We start from the raw sequence: 22,117 nt of genomic DNA, 5'->3' as shown, positions 1-22,117 counted from the left end.
ACCACCCCTCCCAGGGCCCCACCCAGTACGCTCGGCCTCGGCCCGGTCCCCACCGCTCCTCCAGGGACCGGGCCGAGGGTCTTCTCCGGTTCCGACACGATGGCGAACATCACCCATGTCCTCGAAAGCCGGTAGGAGAAGTACCCTTGGCGTGTAGCATCCCGGCCGTCGGCAACACTCGTCGGCGCCCGGTGCCCCATTCGCCCTTCTAACCACGGCATAATCACAGCATGCGCCTTTCAGCCCGGGTCGACTACGCGCTTCGCGCGGCCGCAGAGCTCGCTGTCGCCAGCGACGGTCCGGTGACGGCCGAGCAGCTCGCACGCGCGCAGGCCATCCCCGGAAAATTCCTAGAGAACATCCTCACCCAGCTACGGCGTGCCGGTCTGGTACGCAGCCAACGGGGCCCCGTTGGCGGCTACTGGCTCGCCCGACCAGCGGCGGAGATCTCCCTCGCCGACATCATCCGGGCGGTCGACGGACCGCTCGCCAACGTACGCGGGGAACGCCCCGAGCACGTCGACTACGACGGGGCCGCCCGCAGCCTGCAACAGGTGTGGATCGCCCTGCGCGCCAGTGAGCGCTCCATTCTGGAGGGGGTCAACCTCCAGCACCTGGTCACCAACGAACTTCCCGAACAGGTGCGCGTGCTGGCCGAGGACCCCGAGTCCTGGGTCAACCACACCCACAGGTGACGGAAACGCCCCGCCTGGGGCGCCGCCCAGCACACAGGAAGCCGGTCACCCCGAGGGGTGACCGGCTTCCTGAACGCGGACTACGGTCCGCGCTGGTGTGAGCGCGTGGGGCCGGGTGTCACACACCGGCCATGTCGGCGACCTGGGGAACACGATCCGGTACGGTCGCGATGCCGAGGTCCTGCGCGGGAACGGGGTCGGTGGTGACCGCGTCGCCCAGCAGTGCGGCCTCCTGGAGCTCGGCCAGGGCCAGCTGGTCGGAGACCTCCCTGAGGACCTGTGAGAGCGGGACCCCGAGGGCCCCACAGATCGAGGAAAGCAGCTCGGAAGAGGCTTCCTTCTGTCCCCGTTCGACCTCGGACAGATATCCGAGGGAGACCCGTGCATCGGCCGACACCTCACGGAGGGTGCGACCCTGGCGCTGACGCAGCCGCCTGAGCACGTCACCAAGTAGGTGACGAAGCAGGACCATCATTCGCGCTCCCTCCCACCGGTAACGACCTTCATATACAACACCGTACCTGCCCCACGCCCAATTCGGGCACCTCTTGCCGTCCTGTTCGCTGGAGGGGGAACCATGCCCGGGGGTGGTTTTGTTCCCCTACCCCGGGGGGAGGTGGACCAGCCGGAGGGATCAGGCCCGGGTGTCTCCCGTCACGTCCCCGCGAACGGCGGTCCGCAGGAGCCTCAGCGCACCCGCGACCGTGTCAAGGCGGATACCCGAACGATCCCCGGTGAAACTGAACCGGAGAACCCGGGTGTGTGAGCCTGGTCCCGCGACCGCCGCGTAGACGGTCCCCACGGGCTGTCCGTCCTGCGGCTCGGGCCCGGCCACGCCGGTGACGGCGAGCCCGTAGTCGGCTCCGGTGAGGCGGCGTGCCCCGCGGGCCATGTGGACGGCGACGTCGGGGTGGACGGCCCCGTGCTCGGCCAGGAGGTCCTCGGGGACCCCCAGAACGGACGCCTTGGTGTCCGTGGCGTAGGTGACGGCCCCGCCCCGGTAAGTGGCGGAGGCGCCGGGGACGGCGGTCAGGTGGGCGCCGATCAGCCCGCCGGTGAGGGACTCGCCGGTGCCGACGGTGGCCCCGGCCTCCAGAAGGGCGTGGTGGGCGGCACGTGCGGCCTCCAGCGCCTCTCCCCCGATCGTGGTCTCCTCCCCCGCCGGGTCCACGGCCCTACTCCCCGCCGCTCGCGCCCTTGGCGCGCACGAGGCGGACGGCGTCGGCCACGTAGGTCAGGCCGGTCCAGAGCGTGACGGCAAGGGCGGCCGCCATGACTCCGTGCGCGATCCAGGTGAACACGTCGGTGAAGGGCAGCAGTTGCAGCGGGAACAGGTAGATGCTGATCGCCACGATCTGGAGGACGGTCTTGAGCTTGCCTCCGCTGCTTGCGGGCATGACGCCGTAGCGCAGCACCGCGAAGCGCAGGGCGGTGATCCCCCACTCGCGCAGCAGGATGGCGATGGTGACCCACCACCACAGGTCGCCCTGGATGGAGAGCACGATCAGCGCGGCTCCGGTCAGGGCCTTGTCCGCGATGGGGTCGGCGATCTTGCCGAAGTCGGTGACGAGGTTCCGGCGTCGGGCCAGCTCACCGTCGACGCGGTCGGTGATGGCGGCGATCACGAAGACGGCGAAAGCGGCGAGCTGCCAGCCGAGCCCGTCCAGGAACATGAACCAGACGAAGACCGGCACCATGACCAGGCGGCTCATCGTGAGGATGTTCGCGATGTTCCACAGTGGAGCTTGGGGGGCGGGCGAGGCCGCGGGGTCGTTGGTGCTCATCTGTCGGCGGCTTCCCCGTCCTGCTCCGCGACGAGGTCGGCCCCCATCGACTGGATGACGGTGGCGCGCACGAGGTCGCCGACGGCCAGGCCCTCGCCGTAGAGGATGGTACTGCCGTCGACCTCGGGGGCCTGGTGCTCGGCGCGGCCCTCGTAGGCGCCGTCCTCCAGGACGGTCTCCACCAGGACGGTCACCTCGGTGCCGATCCGCTCCTCGGCCCGCTGGACCATGAGCTCCTCGGCCAGACGGTTGAGGGTGTCCACGCGCTCCTGGACGACCTCCTCGGCCACCTTCCCCTCGTGGTTCAGGGCCTCGGTGCCGTCCTCGTCGGAGTAGCCGAAGACGCCGATGGCGTCCAGGCGGGCCTCGCTGAGGAAGGCCACCAGCTCCTGGAACTCCTCCTCCGTCTCGCCGGGGAAGCCGACGATGAAGTTGGAGCGCGCACCGGCCTCCGGGGCGCCCTTGCGGGCGGTCTCCAGCAGTTCCAGGAAGCGCTCGCGGTCGCCGAAGCGACGCATGCGGCGCAGGAGCGGGCCGCTGGCGTGCTGGAAGGAGAGGTCGAAGTAGGGCACCACACCGGGGGTGTTGGTGAGCACGTCCACCAGGCCGGGGCGGACCTCGGCCGGCTGGAGGTAGCTGACCCGGACCCGCTCCAGGCCCTCCACGGCGGCCAGGCGCGGCAGCAGCTTCTCCAGCGCCCGCACGTCACCCAGGTCCTTGCCGTAGGACGTGGAGTTCTCGCTGACGAGGAAGACCTCGCGCACGCCCTCGCTGGCCAGCCACTCGGCCTCGCGGACGATCTCGTCGGGCTGGCGGGAGATGTAGGCGCCACGGAAGGCGGGGATGGCGCAGAAGGTGCAGCGCCTGTCGCAGCCGGAGGCGATCTTGAGGTTGGCGACCGGGCCGCCGGTGAGGCGGCGGCGCGGGGTGGCGACGCGGTAGGGCAGCTCGGTGCCCTCGGCGCCCTCGGCGTCGGCGAAGGCGGCGTGCCCGGGCACGTGGACCTGGGAGGCGTCGCGCTCGGAGGGGCTGATCGGCAGCAGGGTGCGGCGGTCGCGCGGGTCGTGCGGCACCAGTGTGCGGCCTGCCACGACGTCGTCGAGCCGGTCGGTGATGGCCGCGTAGTCGTCGAACCCGATGACGTTGGCCTCGGGGAGGGCCTCCGCCAGCTCGGAACCGTAGCGCTCGGCCATGCAGCCCGCGGCGATGACCTTCCCGCCGCCCTCGGCCGCCTCCAACAGGGTCTCGATCGAGTCCTGTTTGGCGGCGTCGATGAACCCGCAGGTGTTGACGACGGTCACGTCGGCCTTGGTGTCGTCGTCGACGAGGTCCCAGCCGCCAGCGGCAAGGCGTCCGGCGAGCTCTTCGGAGTCGACCTCGTTACGCGCACACCCCAGGGTGACGAGTGAGACAGTACGGCGCGATGACATGGCTTCCAAGCGTGTGGGAGAGCTACGGGTACTGCGGGGCGCGGCGCGGCCGAAGGCCGGGGTACCGGTCGGGTCGTGCTCGCACGAAGGCGTCGAATGTCGCCGCCCGCAGCCCCCCACACTACCGTGGTTGACCTACCCGCCCGTACCCCGGCCTCGTCTCCCGTGGTGCCGAGCCGCGCCGTTGAGGCGCCCGTCAGTCCTCCAGGCCCTCGGCTCCGATGGTGACCTCCCGGACCTCACCGATCTGTCCGCTGGGGCCGTGGTCCTCGCCGTCCACGGCCACGCTGACCGAGCCCGCGTTGCCGACCCACAGGTTCAGCGGCTCCTCGGTGGTGAACTCCCGGTCCTCTCCCTCAAGGAGGAACCCGGTGAAGAGTGCCTCGCCGTCGACCTCGCTGACCTCGATCCAGCTGCGTTCGGCGGCAGAGAAGGAGACCGTGAACTCGACCGGCTCCGCCTCGACGGGTGCCGTGTCCTCGGCGGCCTCGGCGCGCTCGACGGGAACAGGCGGGGCGTCGTTCGGTCGCAGCGCCGAGTCGACCCCCTCATCGCCGCTCGCCCGCGCCGACTCGAAGGCGGTCCGGACGGGGTTGCCCTCGTCCCAGCCCTGCCAGGTGCGCACGCCCACGAACACGGCGGCGATCAGGATGAGTCCGACCACGGCCCAGGGCCAGTGCCTCCGGACGGCCTCCACGCGGCGTGTCCGGGTGCCGCTGACACCGCTCCGGGGCCTGTTGGCACGGGTGGCTCCCGGTCCGGGTCCGGGAGGCGGGCTCTGCGGCCTGCTGTGCCTGCCGGCCGGGCGCGGCTCCGGCACGGCTCCGGTCGTGGCCGGCGCCCCCTTGGGCCGGTTGCGCCGAGGCGGCCGGGCGAGGCGCTGGTTGCGTTCGAAGTGGTTCCAGTTCTCCGCCCGCTGCTCCGGGTCCGCTCCCTCGTCCCCGAAACTGCGCGGGGCGCTCTCGGGCGCCTCGTGTTCGTCGGTCCCGGTGTGGGCCCGTCCCCCCTGGGCGGCGGCGACCCTGGTCGCCTTCGGCTGTGCCGACGGGTGCCGGGGCAGGGGGATGAAGGCCGCCTTCTCAGGCGAGGCGTGTTCCCGTTCGAACTCCTCCAGGAGCGGTTCGGGGTCCAGGCCGAAGAGCTTGCAGATCCTCCGGATGTGCCCGCGAGCATAGAAGTCCCCACCACAGGGGACGAAGTCCTCGTTCTCGATACCTCTCAGGACCTGCATACGGATGCGTGTACGTGTGCTCAGGTTCTCCAAGGAGCAACCCGCCGCGATTCGTGCGGCGGACAGGGTTTGGCCGATCGTCGCCATGCGCACTCCCCCCGCGACTGTCTGTGCCTACGTCTACCCACTCTGCTACCAGGACACGGACAACGCAGGTCACCACGCCCCATGAAGGCCTCAAGAACGAGCCAAATCGGGCGTCACGGGCGTGGGTTCGCTCTCATCCACCCCGGATGTCGGTGAGGACCGCCGCGAGTTCGTCGGGCTGCACGAGGACGTCGCGGGCCTTGGATCCCTCGCTGGGGCCGACGACGTCACGGCTCTCCATGAGGTCCATCAGGCGGCCCGCCTTGGCGAAACCGACCCGGAGCTTGCGCTGGAGCATCGACGTGGACCCGAACTGGGTGGTGACGACCAGCTCGACCGCCTGGAGCAGGACGTCCATGTCGTCGCCGATGTCCTCGTCGATCTCCTTCTTCTTGGTGTCGACGACCGCGACGTCCTCGCGGTAGCTGGGTTCGGACTGCTTCTTGCAGTGGTCGACGATCCCCCGGATCTCCTTCTCCGCCACCCAGGCGTTCTGGAGGCGGATGGGCTTGCCCGCGCCCATCGGGAGGAAGAGCGAGTCGCCCTTGCCGACCAGCTTCTCCGCGCCGGGCTGGTCGAGGATGACGCGGCTGTCGGCGAGGCTCGACGTGGCGAAGGCCAGCCGAGAGGGGACGTTGGCCTTGATCAGACCGGTGACGACGTCGACGCTGGGGCGCTGGGTGGCCAGGACCAGGTGGATCCCGGCCGCGCGGGCCAGCTGGGTGATGCGCACGACCGCGTCCTCGACGTCGCGGGGGGCGACCATCATGAGGTCGGCGAGCTCGTCGACGATCACCAGCAGGTAGGGGTAGGGCTCGTAGACGCGTTCGCTGCCCAGCGGGGCGGTGAGCTCCCCGGTGCGCACGGCGGCGTTGAAGTCGTCGACGTGCCGGTACCCGGAGGCCGCGAGGTCGTCGTAGCGGCGGTCCATCTCCCCCACCACCCACTGGAGGGCCTCGGCGGCCTTCTTCGGGTTGGTGATGATGGGTGTGATCAGGTGCGGGATGCCCTCGTACATGGTCAGCTCGACCCGCTTGGGGTCGACCAGGATCATGCGCACCTCGTCGGGGGTGGCGCGCATCATCAGGGAAGTGATGAGCCCGTTGATGCAGGTGGACTTACCGGCGCCGGTGGCACCCGCGACCAGCACGTGCGGCATCTTGGCCAGGTTGGCCACGACGTTGGTGCCCTCGACGTCCTTGCCCAGGCCCACCAGCATGGGGTGGTCGTCCGAGGTGGCCGCCGGGGAGCGCAGCACGTCGCCCAGACTCACTATGTCCTTGTCGGTGTTGGGGATCTCCACACCGATCGCGGACTTGCCGGGGATGGGCGACTGGATGCGCACGTCGGCGCTCTTGACCGCGAGCGAGATGTTCTTGGACAGCGCCGTGACCTTCTCGACCTTCACGGCCGGGCCGAGCTCGATCTCGTACCGGGTGACGGTCGGCCCCCGGGTGAACCCGGTGACCTCGGCGTCGATCTTGAACTGCTGCATGACCCCGCTCAAGGCCGCGACCACGTCGTCGTTGGCCTGGGTGCGGGGCTTGACCGGGGTGCCCGGCTTGAGCATGGCGGGGGCGGGCAGCTCGTAGTCGCCCTCGACCACACGGGAGGGGATCGAGAGCTGTTCGGTGGTGACCGGCGGCGGCGTGGGGTCGGGGGTCGGGGCCTTGGCCTTCTTGCGGGCGGGCTTCTTCGCTGCGGCCGCCTCGGCCTCCTCCTCGTCGGTGAGGGCGGGGGCGATCGTCCCCTTGTCGGGCTCGCTGGGCAGGACCGGGCTGTCGTAGGGGCGCTCGTGGTCCCCCGCGACGGTCTGGGCCTCGGAGGCCTGCGCCTTCGGCTTGCGCTTGCGCTTGGGCTTGGTCTCCTGGTCCGCGCCGAGGAGTCCGATCCCGGCGTCGGGGCCGGCGTCGCGCTCCATGAGGGCGCCGAACAGGGTCTGGAGACGGTCCGGGATGCGACGGATGGGGGTGGCCGTCACCACGAGGATGCCGAAGACCAGGATCAGGGCCAGCAGGAGCCCGGTGATCCAGGGGGTGACCACCGAGCTGAGCGGGCCGGAGGCGACGAAGCCGATGACACCGCCCGCGTCCTGGAGCCCCTCGATGCCGTCGACGGGCTGCGGGATGCCGTGGGCGATGTGGATGAGCCCGAGCAGGCCGAGCATGATCGCGGTGACCCCGATGAACAGCCGTCCCGCGTCGCCCTCCTTGCTGGTGCTGGGGGTGCGCATGAGCTTGACCGCGATGGGCAGGAAGAGCAGCGGCAGGATCGGGGAGAAGGTGCCGAAGCCGCCGACCACCACGAAGCGGGTCGCCTCCAGCAGCGGGCCCTCGCTCTGCCACCACACGGCGGCGGCCACGAGGATGCCCAGGGCCAGCAGGATCAGACCGATCCCGTCGCGGCGCAGGTCCGGGTCGAGACCGCGCGCGCTGCGTCCCACCGCGCGGGCCGCCCCGCCCACCGTGTGCGCGATGACCTTCCACACCACCAGCAGGAACTGGCCGAAGAGCGTGACCACATAGGCGATGGGCCCGTCGGGCATGCGCTTCTTCGCCGCGGGTTTGCGTGCGGCGGGCTTCTTGCGCCCAGCACCACCTGAGGAGGCACGCGTGGCCATCGGGGGTCACCTCCACCGGGGACGGGTTCGATTCCGAGGCGCGGGCACAGCTGCCCGGCACGGCGGGAAGCCTACTAAGCCGTCCAGCCCGGGGCACGAAGCGCACCCGGCGTGTCGCGGCCCGCATGTTCGCGCTGAGGGGGTTTCCGGCTCGACCGTGGTCCCAGCCGCCAGGGGTGTCCGATCGGCAGCCCACCAAGCACCCGAGCGAGGCGGTGGTGCACAAAGGAACGGCCCGAGAGCGCCTGCGCGCCTCGGGCCGTTCCAGGGTTCCCCTACGGTCAGACCTCGACCAGGACGGGGATGATCATGGGGCGACGACGGTAGGTCTCGTTGACCCAGCGCCCCGTGCTGCGGCGGATGAGCTGGCGCAGCTGGTGCGGGTCGTTGACCCCGTCGGAGGCCGCCTTGTCCAGGGCGTCCTGGATCTTGTCGATGACGTCGTCGTAGGCCGCGGCGCCCATGCCTGCGCCCCGGGTGTGGATCTCGGGGTCACCGAGGATCTTCCCGGAGTTGGAGTCCACCGCGACGACGACGGAGATGAAGCCCTCCTCGCCGAGGATGCGGCGGTCCTTCAGGGCCGCGTCGGTGACGTCGCCGACCGAGGAGCCGTCCACGTAGACGTATCCGGCCTGCACCGCACCGACGATCTTGGCGCGGTTCTTGTACACGTCCACCACCACGCCGTCCTCGGCGATGACGATGCGGTCGCTCGGCACGCCCGTGAGCTTGGCCAGGTCGGCGTGCGCACGCATGTGCCGCCACTCGCCGTGCACCGGCATGAAGTTGCGCGGACGCACCATGTTGAGCACGTACAGCAGCTCGCCGGCGGAGGCGTGGCCGGACACGTGCACGAGCGCGTTGCCCTTGTGCACGACCTTGGCGCCCCAGCGGGTGAGACCGTTGATGACCCGGTTGACCGAGTTCTCGTTGCCCGGGATCAGCGACGAGGCGAGCAGGATGGTGTCGCCCTCCTCGATGCGGATCTGGTGGTCCCGGCTGGCCATGCGGCTCAGGGCCGCCATGGGCTCGCCCTGGGAGCCGGTGCAGATCAGCACGACCTCGTCGGCGGGCATCTTGTCGAGCTGCTTGACGTCGACGATGGTGTCGCCGGGGATGCTCAGGTAGCCGAGGTCGCGCGCGATGTTCATGTTGCGGACCATGGAGCGGCCCACGAACGCGATCTTGCGGCCGTGCGCGGTCGCGGAGTCGATGACCTGCTGGACACGGTGCACGTGCGAGGCGAAGCAGGCCACGACGATGCGCTTCTTGGCCTGCCGAAACACCTTGTCGATGGCCTCGGTCAGGTTGCGCTCGTTGACGACGAACCCGGGCTGCTCCGCGTTGGTGGAGTCCGACAGCAGGATGTCCACGCCCTCGTCACCGAACCGGGCGAACCCGGCCAGGTCGGTGAGGCGGCTGTCCAGCGGCAGCTGGTCCATCTTGAAGTCGCCCGTGTGCAGTACCGTGCCGCCGGGCGTGCGGATGCCCACGGCGAGCGCGTCCGGGATCGAGTGGTTGACCGCGAAGAACTCCAGGTCGAAGGGGCCGAAGTCGTGTCGCTCCCCCTCCTCCACCAGGACGGTCTCCGGCTTGATCCGGTGCTCGCCGAGCTTGGCGCTGATCAGTGCCAGGGTGAGCTTGGAGCCCACGATCGGGATGTCGGCCCGCTCACGGAGCAGGAACGGCACGCCGCCGATGTGGTCCTCGTGCCCGTGGGTGAGCACGATCGCCTCGATGTCGTCGAGACGGTCCCGGATGTAGTCGAAGTCCGGCAGGATCAGGTCGACGCCGGGCTGCTCCTCCTCGGGGAAGAGCACGCCGCAGTCGACGATGAGCAGACGGCCGTCGTACTCGAAGACCGTCATGTTGCGGCCGATCTCACCGAGCCCGCCGAGCGGGACGATGCGCAGGACGCCCTTGCCCTGGGGCGGGGGCGGACCGAGTTCGGGGTGCGGGTGACTCATACGGAACCCTCCGTCAGACGTTCGACGCGCACGGCGCTGGCGGGCACGGCCTGGTGCGGGGCGAGCCCGATGGGGCCCTTGACCCCGGCGGCGGCCAGGTCCTCGCGCAGCAGGGCCTGGAGCTCGGAGGACGCGTCCGCGAGCGGGGTGCGGACCGGACCGGAGGGGAGCCCGAAGAGGTTCAGGATCGCCTTGGTCGTGATGACACCCTGAGTGCGGAACATACCGGTGTAGACCGGGGTGAGGCGGCGGTGGATGGCCAGCGCCTGGCCGACCTCGCCCTCCTCGAACGCGTCGATCATGTCCTTGAGGTCGCTGCCGACGATGTGGCCGACGACGCTCACGAAACCGGCCGCGCCGACGGACAGCAGCGGCAGGTTCAGGATGTCGGTGCCGCAGTAGTAGGCCAGGTCGGTGCGCTCCATGACCCAGGAGCTGGCGCCGACGTTGTCCTTGGCGTCCTTGTTGGCGACGATGCGCGGGTGCTCGGCCAGCCGGACCAGGGTCTCGGAGGCGATCGGCGTCCCGGTGCGGTGCGGGATGTCGTAGAGCATGACCGGCAGGTCGGTGGTGTCGGCGATCTCGGTGAAGTGCCGGATCAGCCCCTCCTGCGGGGGCTTGTTGTAGTAGGGCGTGACTGCCAGCAGGCCGTGCGCGCCCGCCTTCTCGGCGGCCCTCGCCAGCTTGAGGCTGTGGCGGGTGTCGTTGGTGCCGACGCCCGCGATGATCTGGGCGCGGTCGCCGACGGCCTCGACCACCGAGCGCAGCAGGCGGTCCTTCTCGTCGTCACTGGTCGTGGGCGACTCACCGGTCGTACCGCTGATGACCAGACCGTCGTTGTGCTGCTCGTCCACCAGGTAGGTGGCGAGTCGGGCGGCGCCGTCGTAGTCGAGTTCCCCGTCTTCGAGCATCGGGGTGACCATCGCGGTCAACATCTTGCCGAACGGGCGGTTCTTGGGTTCCACCATCGTGTCTGAAAGGCTCTCGGGCCCCAGCCGAAAGGCGTCGGGGCCCTGGGTTGCCCTTCCTCCTCTCCATGTGCGTGAAACAGGTGCGTGTCCCGAGCCGGGTGCTTTCCTCCGTGCTACGGGTGAAGACGGCGCTGAGCGTCCGTCACCGCGACCGGTGAACGCGGGCCACCGGAAGCGGGAAAGTCTGTGTGCTCCTCGCACGTGGGAGTGCGCTGGAGCGTGGCCGGTTCGGACCCCGTCCTCGTGGGTTGAGGTGAGGGACCGTCCCGGTCGTGACCGACCAGGTCACCTGGAGCCTACGCGCTCGACCGGTGCCCGGAAGTGTGAACCTACCCGCACCGGGCCCGCGTCGCTCGGACGGGGCCCGGGATCACCGTGGTCGGAAGACGGCGCGCGGGGGTCGTTTCGGGCGTGTCTCAGTCGTCCCTGCCGTCGGGCAGGAACATGCTGACCACCCAGCTCACGATGGTGACGACGATGGCTCCCCAGAAGGCGGGCCAGAACCCGTCCACGTGGAAGGGGACGTCGAACAGCCCGGCGATCCACGCGGTGAGCATGAACAGCAGCGCGTTCACCACCAGCCCGATCAGACCCAGGGTCAGGGCGTAGAACAGGCAGCCGACCGTCTTGACGATCGGTTTGATGACCGCGTTGACCACGCCGAAGATCGCACCGACCACGAGGTAGACGACGACCTGACCGACGGTGTCCTGCGCCGTGACGTCGATCCCGTCGACAAGGAGGACAGCGGCCCAAAGGGCCAGCGCGTTCGCGATAACTCTGATAATGAGGCTCACAACGTAGATGTTCCCATGCCGGTGCAAGGTCCGGAAACTCCGGCGTGGGTGATCTTTTCGTCCGGCGTGTCGCACACCCGCGCACGCCGGTCCGGATCCAACCGAGAGGCCCCCTCGTGTCCAGTGCGCAGTTCGTCCGTCCCGCCCGTGCCGCCGATGTGGACACGGTGGTGAACCTCCAGGTCACGTCGTGGCGGTCGGTGTACGGGGAGCTGTTGCCCGCCGAGGTGGCCGAGGAGCTCTCGGGTGCCCAGGCGCGGGAGAGTTTCCGTGAGCAGTGGACGGCGGCGCTGGAGTCGCCGCCCACCTCCAGGCACCGGCTGGTGGTGGCGACCGACGAGGACGGCGGGGTGCGCACCGTGGTCGGGTTCGCGGCGTTCGGCCCGGCCGGGGACCCGGACCTGTGGCCAGCCAAGGACGCGGAGGTGTTCGCGCTGCACGTGGACCCGGAGAGGGTGCGGCAGGGACACGGCAGCCGCCTGGTGAACGCGTGCGTGGACCACCTGGTGGAGGGCGGGTTCGGCACCGTGCACGTGTGGGTCCCGGAGGAGGAGAACGCGCTGCGGACGTTCTTCGAGGCCTCGGGGTGGCGAGCCGACGGGGCCAGGCGGGAGATCGACATGGGTCGGCTCCTTCCGATGGTGCGGCTGCACGCGACCGTCTCCGAGTAGTTCGGCGGCGCGGCGGCCAGGCACTACCGTTGGGTAGTTGTCCGGCGCGCCCCTCGGCGTGTCAACGTCTCGAATCTGGAGGACCGGCGCGTGGCCACGGTCAGTGAATGGGTCTCGGGGCTACGCCCCCGCACGCTTCCGAACTCGATCGTCCCGGTGGCGGTCGGCACAGCGCTGGCCTTCTCCCTGGGCGGGTTCGTGTGGTGGAAGGCCCTGCTCGCCCTGGTGGTGTCCATGGCTCTCCAGGTGGGCGTGAACTTCGCCAACGACTACAGCGACGGGGTCAAGGGCACCGACACCGAGGAGCGCACCGGCCCGACCCGGTTGACCGCGAGCCGCCTCGCCGCTCCGAAGCAGGTGCTGGCCGCCGCGCTGGGGAGCTTCGCGTTCGCCGGTGTGGTCGGCCTGGTGCTGGTGGCGACCAGTTCGTGGTGGCTGCTGTTGATCGGCGCGGCCGCGATCGCCGCCGCCTGGTACTACACCGGCGGGCGCACCCCCTACGGATACCGGGGCCTGGGCGAGGTCTCCGTGTTCGTGTTCTTCGGCGTCGTGGCCGTGGTGGGCACGGTGTTCGTGCAGATGGGAACGCTGCCCTGGCAGGCCTGGGTGGCGTCGGTCCCGGTGGGTCTCCTCTCGTGCTCGGTGCTGGTGATCAACAACCTGCGCGACATCCCCACGGACCGGGAGACCGGCAAGATCACCCTGGCCGTGCGCCTGGGCGAGAGCGGCACCCGACGCCTCTACGCGGGGATGATCGTGGCGTCCTTCGTGGTCGCCCTCGTGCTGACCACGGTGTCCTGGTGGGTGCCGCTGGTCCTGTTGGCCGCGCCGCTGGCGGTGCCGCCGCTGCGCCGGGTGCTGGGCGGTCAGGTCGGCCGTGACCTGGTGCTGGGCCTGGGCGAGACAGGGAAGCTCCAGATGGCCTTCGGCGTGCTGTTCTCGGTGGCGCTCGCCCTGGGCTAGGCGGGTTAGGGTCGTCGGGTGGACCAGAGCGACGAGGACTTCTTCGCGAACCTGCCCGCGACCCGGGGAGCGGCCGGCGGACTCATCCGTTCGGCCTCGGGCGACGTGCTCCTGGTACGGCGCGTGTACGACCCCGAGAGGCCCTGGGGCGTCCCCGGCGGGATCATGGAGGCCGAGGAGTCACCGGTGGCCGCCTGCCGCAGGGAGATCGCCGAGGAGCTGGGGCTGACCGCCCACGTGCGGGCCCCGCTGGTGGTGGACTGGGTGCCGCCCCGACCACCCCGCACGGCCGCCTACCAGTGGCTGTTCCGGGTGGACGTCCCGCACACCGACTTCCGGCTGCCGCCCGACGAACTGTCCGGCTGGGAGTGGGTCCCGCCCGAGCGGCTCCTCGACTACCTCGCCGAAGGGACGGCCCGGCGCATGAGGGCGGCGGTCTCGGTGGACGACCACGGTGGAGGTCTGGTCTACCTGGAACACGGACACGCCGTCCTGCCTGGGCCGACCTGAGCGAACCCGCCTCCGGAAGCCGCTCCGGTTACGATGCCTGCCCCGCCTATGTACCCCCTTGGAGAACCGTGCCGAGCGACCACCCCACCGATCCCCTCGAGCTCGCCCCTGACCCGGTGGCCTGGGCCGAACGCAACGCCCGCCAGGCGCGCGCGTTCGACACGATCGGAGAACGCTACGACGAGGCCTTTCCCAACAAGGAAGGCCAGGAGGACTGCGTTCGCAGGCTGTTGAGTCTGCTGCCACCGAACGCGCAGATCCTCGACCTCGGTTCGGGGACCGGCCTGCCCACGGCCCGCCAGCTGGTCAGCTCCGGCGCCCAGGTGACCGGCTTCGAGATCTCCGAGGAGATGATCGCGCTCGCCCGTCAGAACGTTCCCGAGGCGACGTTCCGCCGGGCAGACATCGTCGACCTGGACCCGGTGGAGTGCTCGTACGACGCCATCGTGGCGTTCTTCTCGCTGCTCTGCCTGCCCAAGGAGCGCATTCCCCAGGCCCTGGGCCGCGTGCGCGCCTCGCTGGTCCCCGGCGGCCTGGTGTGCCTGTCGATGGTCGAGGCCGACCTGGACGACCAGCCCATCTCCTTCCTGGGGAACGAGATCCGGGTGTCCGGCTACCCCCGCGACGAACTGAGAGAGGTCGTGGAGCGGGCCGGGCTCATCATCGAGGACGAGCGCGTGGTCACCTACTCCCCCGACGGCGCCCACCCCGAGGTCCAGATCTTCCTCACCTGCCGCCGAGGCGCGTAGCCGTAGGGAAGGTGGAAATGTCCGTTTCTCGAGAAGTTACAAAAATGGCCACTTGCCACCGGTAAGTTTGCAGGTGAAAAAGGGTGCTCCCCGCGCATGCGGGGATGGTCCCGTCACCTGGAACCCGCTCGGGAGCACGTTCACGTGCTCCCCGCGCATGCGGGGATGGTCCCCCGGCCCGCGAGTCCACCTTGGGTCCGATTCAGTGCTCCCCGCGCACGCGGGGATGGTCCCGGCGACCGATCACCCTGCTCAAAGTGGGCGCGGTGCTCCCCGCGCACGCGGGGATGGTCCCGCCGGTGTCCCGGGCGAGATGGCTGGGACTGTGTGCGCCCTGCTGGGACGGGACATGACTGAGGGGGACCGCCATCGTGGTGGTCCCCCTCATTGGTCACATGGCTAGTCCAGGCCCAGGATCGGCTCCAGGCCCAGGGTGAGGGGCTCGGGAAGCTCTGCGGTCCTGCGGATGCCGAGGAGGACTCCGGGCATGAACGAGGTGCGGTTCATCGAGTCGTGGCGGATCTTCAGGGTCTCGCCGTCGGTGCCGAACACGACTTCCTGGTGGGCGATCAGGCCCTGGATGCGCAGGGCGTGCACGCGGACGCCCTCGACGTCCGCGCCACGGGCCCCGGGGATCTCCGAGGTGGTGGCGTCGGGCATCGGCTCGGTCCCGGCCTCACGGCGGGCCTCGGCGACGAGCTCGGCGGTCCGGTAGGCGGTGCCGCTGGGGGCGTCGGCCTTGTTCGGGTGGTGCAGCTCGATGATCTCCGTGGAGTCGAAGTAGGGCGCGGCCTTCTTCGCGAAGTGCATCATCAGGACGGCCGCGATGCCGAAGTTGGGTGCGATGAGCACCTTCGCCCCCGGCTTGGCCTCCTGGAGGGCGCGCACCTTCGCCAGGCGGGCCTCATCGAAACCGCTGGTCCCGACGACGGCGTGGATCCCGTGGTCGATCAGCCACGCGAGGTTGTCCATCACCACGTCGGGGTGCGTGAAGTCGACGACGTAGTCGGCCCCCAGCACCGCTTCACGATCGTCGGCGCTGTCCACGCCCGCGACGAGTTCCATGTCGTCGGCGGCCTGAACCGCCTTGACGACCTCTGACCCCATGCGCCCATCGGCGCCGAAAACTCCTACCTTGAACACGGCACGAGCGTAGCGGAATCCGGCGTGGTGAGGCGGGTCGGGGCGAGTCACACGTGTCACTCTGACCCCATGGAGCAGAACACGGAGCGCTCGCAGAAGCGGCTGGGGTCGCTGTTGAACGGGCTTCGTGCGGCTGTTCTGGGCGCCAACGACGGCATCGTCTCCACGGCGGGTCTCGTGGTGGGCGTGGCGGGTGCCACCCCGCACCGGGAGACCCTGTTGGTCGCGGGAGTGGCCGGGACCCTCGCGGGCGCCCTGTCGATGGCGGCGGGCGAGTACGTCTCGGTGAGCACGCAGCGGGACACCGAGAGGGCGGCGATCGCCCATGAGCGGCGGGAGCTCTCCGACGACCCCGAGGGCGAGTTGGAGGAGTTGGCAGGGATGTACCGGGAGCGCGGACTCAGCGAGGAGCTGTCCCGCAGGGTCGCCCGTGAGCTCACCGACCATGACGCCCTGAGCGCCCACGTGGAGGTGGAGCTGGGGCTGAACCGGTACCGAGCCAACCCCTGGCAGGCCGCGTTCGCGAGCATGTTCTCCTTCCTGTTGGGCGCGATGATCCCGCTCCTGGCCATGCTGCTGAGCCCGGACGCCTGGCGTCTGGCGGTGACGGTGGTCGCGGTGCTGGTGGCCACGGGTCTGCTGGGCGCGATCAGCGCGCGGATGGGCGGCGCCCTGCCCTTGCGCGCCGCGCTGCGGTGCGTGCTCGGCGGGTCGTTCGCCATGCTGGTGACCTACACGGTGGGCTCGCTGATCGGCGGCCTGGCGGGCTCCTGACGCTCAGCGCACGGTGGCCAGGGTGAGCGCGAAGTCCCCCTCCGTGTCGGTCCACCAGTGGGTGAGGTCGAACCCCGCGGCGTCGAGTTCGGCAGCCAGTCCCTCGCGGCGGAACTTGGCGGAGATCTCCGTGCGCATCTCCTCGCCCTCGGCGAAGCCCACCTCCAGGTCGAGGTCGGCGACGCGCACGTGCTGCGCGGAGCGGGCGCGCAGGCGCATCTCGATCCACTCGCACTCGACGTTCCACACCGCGAGGTGCTCGTAGGCGGTGGGGTCGAAGTCGCCGCCCAGCTGCTGGTTGATCACCGAGAGCACGTTGCGGTTGAAGGCGGCGGTCACCCCCTGGGAGTCGTCGTAGGCGGCCACCAGGCGGGCGGGGTCCTTGACCAGGTCGGCGCCGAGCAGCAGGGAGTCCCCCCGGTGCAGCACGTCGTGGATGTCGCGGAGGAAGGAGTCGCGGGGGCCGGGTTCCTGGTTGCCGATGGTGGAGCCGAGCACCGCCAGGAGCTGGCGCCCGCTCTCGCTGACCGGCAGCAGGCCCAGGTGGTGCTCGAAGTCCCCCACCACCGCGTGCACGTCCAGGCCGGGGTAGTCGTCGACGACCGGGCGCGCGGAGGCGGCGAGGAACTCCCCGCTGACGTCGACCGGCACGAACCTGGTCAGCTCCCCCTGGCGTCGCATGGCGTCCAGGAGGAGCCGGGTCTTGACCCCCGCCCCGGAGCCGAGCTCGATGAGGGCGACGGCGCCCGAGGCCCCCGCGATCTCGTCGGCGTGCGTCTCCAGGATGGAGCGTTCGGCGCGGGTCGGGTAGTACTCCGGAAGCCGCGTGATGTCCTCGAAGAGCCCGCTGCCGCGTTCGTCGTAGAACCACTTGGGCGGCAGTTGTTTGGGGCGTGCGGTGAGCCCCTCGGCGACGTCGGTGCGCAGGGCCTTGTCGAGCTCGTCAGCGGTCAGGTTGCGGTCAATCCGGAACATGGTGCCTCCTGTGTCCCTTACGGATGTACCCGGGGCGGGTGATACCAGTGGCGTGCGTGCCTGAGCTCAGCCGAGGGGCCGGACGTCGGTGCCCTCGCGGGTGGCCACGACCACGGAGTTCTCGGGGATCTGTCGCCAACCGCGCCCGTCGTCGAAGGGTTCGGAGGCCAGCCAGACCCCCTCGTCCCGGCGCAGGGTGTACAGGGTGTCCCCCGCAGTGGTCCCGACGATCACCTCTCCGTCGCTGGCCAGCAGGTTGTACCGCCCCTCGGAGAGTTCCCGGGCGCGGTGCACCGCCCTTGCGAGCGCGTCGGTGAGGTCGCCCGAGGTCCGCCAGGCCCGCACGGCGTGCGCGAAGAGCGGGGCGGAGTCCACCGGCGCGCGGGCGTCCAGGGCGTCCGGCGGGAAGGGCGCGGCCATTCCGGTCAGGAGCGCCTGGTCGTCCCGGGCCGCCCCGTTGTGGCTGAACAGCAGGCGGTCAGCGCGGAAGGGCTGGGCTCCGGACTCCTCCGACCCGAACCCGACGGTGGCGTCGCGGACCGCGGCGAGCACACACCCGGACCCGATGGCCCTGGCGGCGTCGGCGAAGGAGGAGTCACCCCAGATCGGCATGGCGCGTCGGTACCGCAGCGGCTCGGCGGTCTCGGTCCCCTCCGGGTACCAGCCGACACCGAACCCGTCGGCGTTGACCGTCCCGTACCGCTGCTGTCGCGGGGCCCAGGACTGCACGTGCAGTGAGTGGGGCGCCGCGTACAGGAGTTCGTGCAGGGTACGCGGCGGCCCCAGGTAGGCGAGGTGACGGCACATCAGTCGCGGCCCGCGTCGCGTGCGCAGCGGAACCCGCTGAAGATCTGCCGTCGGATCGGGTGGTCCCAGTTGCGGAAGGTGGAACGGACCGCCGTGGGGTGGGTGGCCCAGGAACCTCCGCGCAGGACCTTGTAACCGTCGTCGAAGAAGACCTCCGAGTACTCCCGGTAGGGGAAAGCGGCGAACCCGGGGTAGCCGTGGAACGTCGTGGAGGTCCACTCCCACACGTCTCCGATCAGCTGACGCACCCCCAGGGGTGAGGTGCCCTCGGGGTGGCTGCCCACCGGGTGCGGCCCGAGCGCGCGCTGGCCGAGGTTGGCGTGGTGGCCGGTGGGTTCCGCGTCGCCCCAGGGGAAGCGGAGTGAGCGCCCGGTGGCGGGGTCGAAGCGGGCGGCCTTCTCCCACTCGGCCTCGGCGGGAAGCCGTTTGCCCGCCCATCGGGCGTAGGCCTGGGCCTCGTGGAAGGACACGTGCTGGACGGGTTGGTCCGGCGGCACCTCCTCGACCCGGCCGAACCGGCGCCGGGACCAGCCGTCGCCGTCCCGGTTCCAGAAGGCGGGCGCCTCGGCGTCGCGCCGCTGGCGCCACTCCCATCCCTGCCCGGTCCACCAGCGCGGGTCCTGGTAGCCGCCGTCAGCGACGAACCGCAGGTAGGCGGCGTTGGTGACCGGGTCGGTGTCGATCCAGTAGGCGTCCAGGTCCACGGTGTGAGCGCAGCGCTCGTTGTCGTAGGACCAGGGGTCGTCGTCGGTGCCCATGGTGAAGGGCCCGGCGGGGACCAGGACCTCCTCCGCCGGGGGCGGGCTCGACAGCGCGACCCCGGGCTCCTCCTCCAGCAGCACGGGGGCGCCGCGGCGGAGCTGGTGGGTGGCGAGCATGGTCTCGTCGTGCATGTGCTCGTGCTGGATCACCATGTGGAACACGAACCCGGCCTCCAGCAGAGACCGCTCCCCCGAGTTCCGGGGGGCGGGCACCGTCTCCAGGTTCACCGATTCGAGGGTGTCCAGGACCTCCCGGCGCACCCGGTCGTTGTACGCACGGGCCTCGTCCGGGCGCAGCAGCGGCAGGGCGACCCGGTCGGCCCTCGGGTTCTCGAAGGCGTCGTACAGACCGTCGATGTCGGGACGCAGCGCCTCGCGTCCCCCGGCTGCCCTGAGCAGCCACTGCTCCTCGTAGTTGCCGATGTGCGCCAGGTCCCAGACCAGCGGGGACATCAGCGGGGAGTGCTGGGTGAGCAGGTCCTCGTCGTCCAGGGAGTCCAGGGTCAGCCCGTTGCTGCGCCGCCTGCTCCGGTCGAGTTCGGCGGCGATGCGCTCCTTGGCGCGGTCCTGTTCGTGGCTCATGACGAACCTCCCCTGTGCGCGGCGCGCACGCCGCTCCGGTCCCCCGCCGGGTCCTCGGCGCCGTCACGCGGCTCGGGCACCAGCTCCCCGAGCGCGGCGTCCGCCGGGCACCGTCCGCGTCGGACGTACCGCTCCGCGTACGCGTCCACCAGGTGGGCGAGTCCGGCCGCGCCCATCCTCGGCAGCGCCTCCACCGCGGCGTCGAAACACACCCGCGCGCAGGCGTCGATCTCGGGGTCGGCCGGCCCGAGGCTGGCCGAGCGCCGCCACAGTTCCGGGGAGGGAAGGCGGTCCCGGCAGAGCCGTTCGGTGGCCTCCTCCGCGACGGCGCGGGCACGGGGTTCGTCGAGCAGCGCGGCGGCGAGCGCCACCGGGACCGGCCACCAGCGCAGCGGCAGGGCGTCGATCATGCGCAGTTCCCACCAGCCGCGCGGGCGCACGGGCGGGAAGAGCGTGGACAGATGGAACTCCAGGTCGGCGAGGGTGAGCGGGCGGGCTCCCCGCCCGGCGACCCAGTCGGCCAGGGTGATGCCCGGATCGGCCGTCCACTCCCCTCCCCCGCCGGGGATCTCCGGCACGGCCAGGACGTTGGCCGCGAGGGCGTACTCGGCCCAGGCGGTGGCCGGGTCCGGGTGGGTGTGGGACTCCAGGGCCGGTCGGGTGCGCGTGCCGTCCGTGGCCGCCCAGATGGCCCAGCGGGTGGACTTCCAGCCGGTGGGCCGCCCGCGCCACACGGCGGAGTTGGCGAACGCGGCCACCAGGACGGGTCCGAGCCGGTGCACGAGTTCCCAGCGGGCGCGCGCGTCGGCGGCGTCGGCCCCGGTGTCGAGGCACACCTGGAGTGACGCGGTGCTGCACATCATGGTGTGCCCGCTGGGCTGGCGGCGGTTGGTGAAGAACCGCTCCATGGCCGTGTAGCGGGGCAGACGAAGCTGGCGGACGGGGGGCCGTACCGGGTCGAGAGCGGTCTCGGCCAGGTGCAGTCCGGCGTCGGCGAGGGTCTTGCGGATGTGGTCCAGGTCCCGGGCCAGGGCCTCGTGGGCGCGTGCCGGTCCCGGGAGTGCGGCCGAGCTGAGTTCGATCTGGCCGCCGGGTTCGAAGGTGATCCGGCTTCCCGCGGGCGGGGGGCCACAGGCCTCCATGAGCTCCGCGAGGCGGTCGATGGTGACGGGTGCGGTGGGGTGCTCGGGGTCGGTGACCAGCCATTCGGTCTCGGCCCCGACCTTTCCGGGTGGTCCGGTCTTGAAGCAGACACCGTTGATGTAGTCGTGGACGTCTTCGGTGGTCATGTGCGCCATGGGCTGCTCCCTCGGGTCGCGCCCCACAGGTCCTGCCCAGACACACACGGTCACGAACGTGTGTGATCACCCCAAATCATCGCAACCGGTGCGAACCCGTGCCGCGGGTGTGCCACCGCGTGGATGACACGCCGGTTGGCGTCGGGCTTCGCGACGGGACCGCGCCAGCGAGCCAGTCAAACGTGATGACGATCACAACTCGCGGGCTGGGTTCAGACCTCCAGGAACTCCTTCACACGACCCTCGATGATCCGCCGTTCTTCCTGGTCAAGAGCGATGTCGAACACCTCGCGCAACACCGTTCCCACCTCTCCCAGAGTCAACTCCCGTGTCTCCCCGGTGCCGTCCACCCGCTCCACGGACAGCGTCGTGTCGTTGAGCGCGTACCGGGTCCCGCCACCGGTCCGCGCGACCATCAGGCGGCTGCGGAAGGGTGACCGTGAGTGAGTGGTGAGGTAGTGGCTGTACACCGCGTAGTCCTGCGGGAGTGCCCCCGCGGCGGCGAACAGGTACAGGTTCCGCCACCGCCCACCGGTGAACCCGCGCAGCAGCCACTCCTCGTCGCCGATCTCCGACACCCGGTCCAGCCGCAGGTTCCAACCGCCCTGCGAGACCTGGTGGCCGTCAACGAACGGGAGGGGTTCCACGAGGCCCCCGCCGCCGAACCCGACGTCGGCAAGCCAGGGCTCACCGTCCACCACGACCCGCAGGAGGGCGTGGGTGGAGGGCCGGGGACGGCCGTCACCACCCATCAGGACCCGGGCGGTGAAGGCGGTCAGCGTGAACCCGAGCCGGTCCAGGGCGGCGGCCAGCAGCAGGTTCTGTTCGTAGCAGTAGCCTCCCCGCCGGTGGTGGACCATCTTGTCCGTCAGCGACGGGACGTCCAGCGGGACCGGGCGGCCCAGGAGCAGCTGGAGGTTCTCGAAGGGGATCGCCGCCAGGTGGGCGCGGTGCACGGCGGTGAGGGTGTCCAGGGTGGGCGGCAGCTCCCCGGACAGGCCCAGTCGCGCCAGGTAGGCGTCCAGATCGAGGTCGGCTCCGTGCCAGAGGTCGCTCTCGGTGAGGACGCGCTCCGGGGCCCGCGCCGGACCGGGCGGCTTCGCGGGTACGGGTTCCTCGGGGTGCTCGTTGGTCCACATGTCCGTGCCAACGGGGCCCGCGCCGGGAGTGTTCCGGCGCGGAGACCCCTCCTCCGCCCCGAACCGGACGGGAGAACAGTTGTGGGTGACGAGGGCAGACGTCCGGGATCGACGGGCCGGTCGGCGCCCGCGAGGACACGCCGCCCACAGCCCACCAGGATGC

At 70.7% G+C, this 22,117-nt stretch carries 21 protein-coding genes; 6 read left to right on the top strand and 15 right to left on the bottom strand.

The features are described from left to right. The first annotated feature begins 230 nt into the window (after positions 1–230). Positions 231–695 (top strand): Rrf2 family transcriptional regulator, encoded by a 465-nt coding sequence (locus ADX84_RS10950; RefSeq protein WP_026129576.1) that lies wholly within the window; start codon positions 231–233, stop codon positions 693–695. 118 nt (positions 696–813) lie between these two features. Here the strand turns inward: ADX84_RS10950 and ADX84_RS10945 are convergent, their stop codons facing one another. The 9 genes from ADX84_RS10945 to ADX84_RS10905 form a co-directional block, all read right to left on the bottom strand. Next, positions 814–1,170 (bottom strand): helix-turn-helix domain-containing protein, encoded by a 357-nt coding sequence (locus tag ADX84_RS10945; protein WP_049571632.1) that lies wholly within the window; start codon positions 1,168–1,170, stop codon positions 814–816. Between the two features lie 159 nt (positions 1,171–1,329). Further along, entirely contained in the window at positions 1,330–1,866 is a 537-nt protein-coding gene (locus tag ADX84_RS10940; RefSeq protein ID WP_049571627.1) for a CinA family protein, read from the bottom strand. Between the two features lie 4 nt (positions 1,867–1,870). Further along, the gene (pgsA, locus tag ADX84_RS10935; RefSeq protein WP_049571624.1) at positions 1,871–2,479 is read right to left on the bottom strand and encodes a CDP-diacylglycerol--glycerol-3-phosphate 3-phosphatidyltransferase; all 609 of its coding nucleotides are present in this window, start codon (positions 2,477–2,479) and stop codon (positions 1,871–1,873) included. Next, the gene (rimO, locus tag ADX84_RS10930) at positions 2,476–3,909 is read right to left on the bottom strand and encodes a 30S ribosomal protein S12 methylthiotransferase RimO (RefSeq protein ID WP_049571621.1); all 1,434 of its coding nucleotides are present in this window, start codon (positions 3,907–3,909) and stop codon (positions 2,476–2,478) included. Before rimO ends, pgsA begins: the two co-directional genes overlap by 4 nt. 196 nt (positions 3,910–4,105) lie before the next feature. Next, on the bottom strand, positions 4,106–5,227 hold the full coding sequence (locus ADX84_RS10925) for a helix-turn-helix domain-containing protein (protein WP_199776553.1): 1,122 nt from the start codon (positions 5,225–5,227) through the stop codon (positions 4,106–4,108). Between the two features lie 133 nt (positions 5,228–5,360). Beyond that, positions 5,361–7,847: a DNA translocase FtsK gene (locus tag ADX84_RS10920; protein ID WP_049571615.1), complete on the bottom strand. Its 2,487-nt coding sequence runs from the start codon at positions 7,845–7,847 to the stop codon at positions 5,361–5,363. Positions 7,848–8,128: 281 nt separating this feature from the next. Continuing rightward, positions 8,129–9,814: a ribonuclease J gene (locus ADX84_RS10915; protein WP_049571613.1), complete on the bottom strand. Its 1,686-nt coding sequence runs from the start codon at positions 9,812–9,814 to the stop codon at positions 8,129–8,131. Then, a complete protein-coding gene (gene dapA / locus ADX84_RS10910) occupies positions 9,811–10,782 on the bottom strand; it encodes a 4-hydroxy-tetrahydrodipicolinate synthase (RefSeq protein ID WP_049571609.1) in 972 nt (323 codons plus the stop codon). Before dapA ends, ADX84_RS10915 begins: the two co-directional genes overlap by 4 nt. 419 nt (positions 10,783–11,201) lie before the next feature. Next, positions 11,202–11,582, bottom strand: a complete 381-nt coding sequence (locus ADX84_RS10905; RefSeq protein WP_049571606.1) for a phage holin family protein — start codon at positions 11,580–11,582, stop codon at positions 11,202–11,204. Positions 11,583–11,698: 116 nt separating this feature from the next. Between ADX84_RS10905 and ADX84_RS10900 the strand changes: the two genes are divergently transcribed. The 4 genes from ADX84_RS10900 to ADX84_RS10885 all read left to right on the top strand — a co-directional run bounded on the left by ADX84_RS10900 (position 11,699) and on the right by ADX84_RS10885 (position 14,475). Beyond that, a complete protein-coding gene (locus tag ADX84_RS10900) occupies positions 11,699–12,253 on the top strand; it encodes a GNAT family N-acetyltransferase (protein WP_049571603.1) in 555 nt (184 codons plus the stop codon). Positions 12,254–12,343: 90 nt separating this feature from the next. Next, positions 12,344–13,216, top strand: a complete 873-nt coding sequence (locus ADX84_RS10895) for a 1,4-dihydroxy-2-naphthoate polyprenyltransferase (RefSeq protein WP_049571599.1) — start codon at positions 12,344–12,346, stop codon at positions 13,214–13,216. A gap of 18 nt (positions 13,217–13,234) precedes the next feature. Then, the gene (locus ADX84_RS10890) at positions 13,235–13,726 is read left to right on the top strand and encodes an NUDIX hydrolase (RefSeq protein ID WP_049571595.1); all 492 of its coding nucleotides are present in this window, start codon (positions 13,235–13,237) and stop codon (positions 13,724–13,726) included. Positions 13,727–13,794: 68 nt separating this feature from the next. Then, entirely contained in the window at positions 13,795–14,475 is a 681-nt protein-coding gene (locus ADX84_RS10885) for a class I SAM-dependent methyltransferase (RefSeq protein WP_049571592.1), read from the top strand. Between the two features lie 399 nt (positions 14,476–14,874). Here the strand turns inward: ADX84_RS10885 and dapB are convergent, their stop codons facing one another. Next, entirely contained in the window at positions 14,875–15,618 is a 744-nt protein-coding gene (gene dapB / locus ADX84_RS10875; RefSeq protein WP_082206388.1) for a 4-hydroxy-tetrahydrodipicolinate reductase, read from the bottom strand. A gap of 69 nt (positions 15,619–15,687) precedes the next feature. On the opposite strand from dapB, the gene ADX84_RS10870 reads away from it, so the two are divergent. Further along, on the top strand, positions 15,688–16,392 hold the full coding sequence (locus ADX84_RS10870; RefSeq protein WP_049571582.1) for a VIT family protein: 705 nt from the start codon (positions 15,688–15,690) through the stop codon (positions 16,390–16,392). A 3-nt stretch (positions 16,393–16,395) separates the two neighbouring features. Here ADX84_RS10870 and egtD read toward each other — a convergent pair whose 3' ends face one another. The 5 genes from egtD to ADX84_RS10845 form a co-directional block, all read right to left on the bottom strand. Continuing rightward, positions 16,396–17,367: an L-histidine N(alpha)-methyltransferase gene (gene egtD, locus ADX84_RS10865; RefSeq protein ID WP_049571580.1), complete on the bottom strand. Its 972-nt coding sequence runs from the start codon at positions 17,365–17,367 to the stop codon at positions 16,396–16,398. Positions 17,368–17,433: 66 nt separating this feature from the next. Continuing rightward, positions 17,434–18,174, bottom strand: coding sequence for an ergothioneine biosynthesis protein EgtC (gene egtC, locus ADX84_RS10860; protein ID WP_049571575.1), 741 nt, complete (start codon positions 18,172–18,174; stop codon positions 17,434–17,436). Further along, positions 18,174–19,517: an ergothioneine biosynthesis protein EgtB gene (gene egtB, locus ADX84_RS10855; RefSeq protein WP_049571574.1), complete on the bottom strand. Its 1,344-nt coding sequence runs from the start codon at positions 19,515–19,517 to the stop codon at positions 18,174–18,176. The genes egtC and egtB overlap by 1 nt, the downstream gene beginning before the upstream one ends. Then, complete coding sequence (gene egtA, locus ADX84_RS10850) at positions 19,514–20,815, bottom strand: ergothioneine biosynthesis glutamate--cysteine ligase EgtA (RefSeq protein ID WP_049571572.1); 1,302 nt, start codon at positions 20,813–20,815, stop codon at positions 19,514–19,516. The genes egtB and egtA overlap by 4 nt, the downstream gene beginning before the upstream one ends. A 212-nt stretch (positions 20,816–21,027) precedes the next feature. After that, positions 21,028–21,954, bottom strand: a complete 927-nt coding sequence (locus ADX84_RS10845; RefSeq protein WP_049571567.1) for an arylamine N-acetyltransferase — start codon at positions 21,952–21,954, stop codon at positions 21,028–21,030. Positions 21,955–22,117 lie beyond the last annotated feature (163 nt).

The organism is Nocardiopsis sp. SBT366 (assembly GCF_001083815.1).
In the GTDB taxonomy this organism is placed as follows: Bacteria; Actinomycetota; Actinomycetes; order Streptosporangiales; family Streptosporangiaceae; genus Nocardiopsis; species Nocardiopsis prasina.
Note: the sequence above shows the minus strand (reverse complement) of the source record. Positions and strands in the feature narration are given on the sequence as shown.